Origin of the sequence: Dietzia sp. B44, from assembly GCF_014145245.1 — a bacterium.
Classification (GTDB): Bacteria; Actinomycetota; Actinomycetes; order Mycobacteriales; family Mycobacteriaceae; genus Dietzia; species Dietzia natronolimnaea.
This window is the reverse complement of record NZ_JAALEF010000417.1, coordinates 1-3442: the sequence shown is the minus strand read 5'-3', so window position 1 is coordinate 3442 and position 3442 is coordinate 1. Positions and strand designations below refer to the sequence as shown.

Here is a 3442-nt window from a genome sequence, read left to right as displayed (position 1 = left end):
GGCGCCGCCGCCACCGCACTCCTCGGACGATGGGACCTGGCGCGGGCACGGTCCCGGGCGTGAGGGCCGGGCGAGAGGCTCGGGCGACGGGCCCGTCACCGGCGGTCCCGCCCCCGCCCACGATCCGTCAGTCCCCCCAGGGGTGGCAGACGCCGAACCCGCCGTAGCCGGTACCGATCGTCGGATGCGTGGACAGGGTCAGCTCGTCCCGGTGGTCGTTGACCAGGTAGACGTAGTGGATCCCGGGCCGCGTCGGTCCCTCGTCGGTGGGCCTGGGCCGGAAACCGTGCGGCTCGACGGCGTTCAGGACCTCCTCCAGAGCCCGGTCCCACCCGGCGGGGTCCAGGGCATCCGGGTGACGCATCTCGCGGGCGTAGAACTTGCCGATCCCGGCGTCCCCGACACCGGCCGCGTCGCTCCGACTGGGACAGGCGACCTCCTGCGCCGCGCGCACCTCCCTCCATCCGTCCGCACCGATCCTGCCCTCGAGGACCCGTCGGATCTCCGCCTGTCCCGCCTCGAGTGCCGCGCGTGAGCCGGGGACATCGATCGTGGTGTCGAGCGGAACGTTCGCCGCGCCGATCGGGCCGGTGCTCGTCGGAGGGGACGGCACAGGGGTCGGTGCGGCCCCGCCCGCGCAGGCCGTCGCGGCGAGGAGGACCGGGGGAGCCAGAACCGGGTAGAGGGATCGAAACCGCGCCACCGCACCCATGGTGCCCGTACCGTCGGGCGCATGCAGGACAGGACCCCGGACCAGATCACCATGGTCGAATTCCCCAGTACGTCGATGCCCGCGACCGCCGAGTTCCTGGCGACGGTGTGCGGCTGGTCGCCCACCGTGTACGGGACGTCGTACACCGACCTCACCGGCGGCGGGATCGAGGTGGGGATCCAGGGCGACGACGACGAGCAGTCACCGGCACCGCTGATGGTGATCCTGGTTGCCGACCTGGCCGAGGCGCGCGGACGGGTCGAGGCCGCGGGTGGCGTGGTGACCCTCGAGCCCTTCTCCTTCCCGGGCGGCCGACGGTTCCACTTCCGGGAGCCCGGCGGGAACGAGATGGCCATGTGGGTGCCCGAGTAGCCCCAGACCGGGCTGCCGCGGGCCGCCGCCTCACGCGCTCGGCTCGAACCCCTCCGGCAACGCGAGCCGCGTGAGTTTGGCCGGGTTGGAGTGGAAGTAGACCCGCGTGACGCGGCCGTCGACCACACCCAGCTGGGCCACCCGGACGACCCCACGGGAGACCACAGCCAGCGCGAACTCCCCGTTCACCTCGACCGGAGCGATCATGCCGTCGGACAGCTCCGCCGCCTTGATGAGGAAGTACGCACACTTGCGGGCCCCCACGATGTCCCTGCGGGCGGCGTTGACCTTCCCGTCGCTGTCCGAGACCACCCGGGCGTCCGCGGTGAGCACCTCGATCGTCTGCTGGAGGTCGCCTGCCAGGACGGCCTCGACCAGCCGCGAGATCACCGACTCCGGCGCACGCTCCGGCGGACGGAGGTCGGTGTCCAACCGGTGCCTCGCCCGGCTCACCCACTGACGGACCGTGGGCACGGCCGCGTCGAGCGCCTCGGCGATCTCGGAGTAGGGCAGGGCGTAGGCCTCGCGCAGGACGAAGGCCGCGCGCTCGTCGGGACCCAGTTGCTCGTAGGCCAACAGGACGGCGATCCGCAGGTCGTCGCGCTGCTCGGCCAGCTCCGAGGGCAGCAGGGCGGTGTCGACGGGCTCGGGGAGCCACGCCCCCACGTAGTCCTCCCGCCTCCGTCGCCGCAGCCGGTCCAGGCACAACCGCGTGGTGACGGTGGTGAGCCACGCCTCGGGGTTGTCGGGCGCCGATCCCTCCTCGAGCCCGACCAGGCGGGCCAGGGCCTCGTCGGCGGCGTCCTCGGCGTCGGCCCACGTCCCGGTGATGCGGTACCCGACCCCGAGGAGCCGCCCCCGGACCCGGTCCACCGCGGCCCGGTCGAGTCCGGCGAGCGCACCGGCCGCCGTCACCTCGGGCGAACGGGATCGATGTCCTCCCGGCGCACGCCCTTGAGCGACCCCGGGTCCTTCCGGGTGGCCACTGCGATCCGGTTCCATGCGTTGATGGTGACGACCTCCATGAGGAGCTGTCCAGTGCCCGCCTCGCCCCGGTGCCGGACCACGTCGTCCCAGAGCTCGTCCGAGACCGATTCCTCGCCGCGGATGTGCGTGATCGCGTCCGCGAACCCCAGGACCGCGAGGTCCCCCTCGGACAGCTCACCGGCGTGGGCGGGCCAGTCCTCGGCGGCGACGATCCGGGCGTCGTCCCAGCCGTCCTTGCGGGCGTCGCGTCGGTGCATGGCGGTGCAGAACCGGCACTCGTTCACCGCCGAGACCCGGAGCCTGATGAGGTGACTGTCGGAGCGGGAGACCCGGGCCCGGGTGTAGGCCTCGAGCGCCAGCATGGGTGCCATCGCGCCCGCACTGACCTGTTTGCGCTGTCCGTGGTCGTTCCGGTGTGTACTCATACCCCATCGACGCACCAGCGTCCCCGGATGTGACACGGTCCCGGATTCGACAGCGGATGGGTGCGATCACCCATGGCGGTCGGCGGGGTGCCCTCCTAGCCTGGGCACATGACCGATCCCGATGATCTGTTGCTCTCCGACGCCGAGCGTCTGCACGCCCTGACCGCGCTGGGTGACCACTATGCCGCGGGCCGCCTCGACGATCCGGAGTTCCACTCCCGCTCCGGTGACATCGCGGCCGCGCGCACCCTGGGTCAGCTCCGCGGGTCGTTCAGCGATCTGCCGGACGGCGTGCCCCTGACCAGCGTTGACGGCATGATCGTCCAGTCGGCCACGGCGACGGGTGGCGAGCTGGTGCGCACCTCGTCGTCGTCACCGGCGGCATCGGACCCGGATCGCGAACTCCAGGATCTCCGCAAGCGCGGCAGGACGGTGGAGACGCTCGACGGGTTGGTGCTGGGGGCGACGCTCGTGGCGTTCCTCGTACTCCAGTTCGTGGTGGGCTGGGATTACGCGTGGATCGTCTGGCCGTCGCTGGTCCTGACCCTGGGGGTCCCGCGCGCCATCCTGCAGTTCACCGACTCGGACGAGGAGCTCTACGAGGAGCTCAAGGAATCCGACGACGAGGCCCGCAAGGAGCGCCTCCGCGCGGCCACCGAGCGGATCCGCGAGCTCGGCGACGGGCGCGAGACGCGGGACTGACCCCTCCGGGCGGGTCCCGGCCGTCCACGGCCCTACCCGGCGGGGGTGCCCGGCCCGTGCCCGGTGCCCGGACCGCCGTCACCCTCTCTCCTACCGAGCGCCGCGGCCGCCGCGGGGAGCACTCCCAGACCGAGTCCGACCGCCACGATCGTCGCCCCCACGCCCAACGAGGCCAGCACGGGGACCCTGCGTTGGGCGAGGGCGGTGTCACAGGCCTCCTGCGCCTCCGAACTCGGCTGCGGGA

6 protein-coding genes are annotated in these 3442 nt (G+C 72.6%); 2 read left to right on the top strand and 4 right to left on the bottom strand.

The annotated features are described in order from the left end of the window. Positions 1-127: 127 nt before the first annotated feature. Positions 128-703, bottom strand: a complete 576-nt coding sequence (locus G6017_RS13255; RefSeq protein WP_182617763.1) for a hypothetical protein — start codon at positions 701-703, stop codon at positions 128-130. A 30-nt stretch (positions 704-733) separates the two neighbouring features. Between G6017_RS13255 and G6017_RS13250 the strand changes: the two genes are divergently transcribed. Then, positions 734-1084: a VOC family protein gene (locus G6017_RS13250; RefSeq protein ID WP_095718762.1), complete on the top strand. Its 351-nt coding sequence runs from the start codon at positions 734-736 to the stop codon at positions 1082-1084. Between the two features lie 30 nt (positions 1085-1114). Here G6017_RS13250 and G6017_RS13245 read toward each other — a convergent pair whose 3' ends face one another. Then, positions 1115-1999: a sigma-70 family RNA polymerase sigma factor gene (locus tag G6017_RS13245; RefSeq protein ID WP_182617761.1), complete on the bottom strand. Its 885-nt coding sequence runs from the start codon at positions 1997-1999 to the stop codon at positions 1115-1117. Beyond that, entirely contained in the window at positions 1996-2496 is a 501-nt protein-coding gene (locus tag G6017_RS13240; RefSeq protein WP_241731540.1) for a carboxymuconolactone decarboxylase family protein, read from the bottom strand. Before G6017_RS13240 ends, G6017_RS13245 begins: the two co-directional genes overlap by 4 nt. A gap of 108 nt (positions 2497-2604) precedes the next feature. Between G6017_RS13240 and G6017_RS13235 the strand changes: the two genes are divergently transcribed. After that, the gene (locus tag G6017_RS13235) at positions 2605-3198 is read left to right on the top strand and encodes a DUF1707 SHOCT-like domain-containing protein (protein ID WP_182617759.1); all 594 of its coding nucleotides are present in this window, start codon (positions 2605-2607) and stop codon (positions 3196-3198) included. Positions 3199-3230: 32 nt separating this feature from the next. Here the strand turns inward: G6017_RS13235 and G6017_RS13230 are convergent. Then, positions 3231-3442, bottom strand: a 212-nt coding sequence (locus G6017_RS13230; protein ID WP_206682436.1) for a hypothetical protein, incomplete at its 5' end; no start/stop codon positions are given.

What these genes read in the sequence shown, in the direction of transcription:
- G6017_RS13250 (WP_095718762.1), top strand. Translation starts at nt 734, where the DNA reads ATGCAGGACAGGACCCCGGACCAGATCACCATGGTCGAATTCCCCAGT.
- G6017_RS13240 (WP_241731540.1), bottom strand. Translation starts at nt 2,496, where the DNA reads ATGAGTACACACCGGAACGACCACGGACAGCGCAAACAGGTCAGTGCG.
- G6017_RS13235 (WP_182617759.1), top strand. Translation starts at nt 2,605, where the DNA reads ATGACCGATCCCGATGATCTGTTGCTCTCCGACGCCGAGCGTCTGCAC.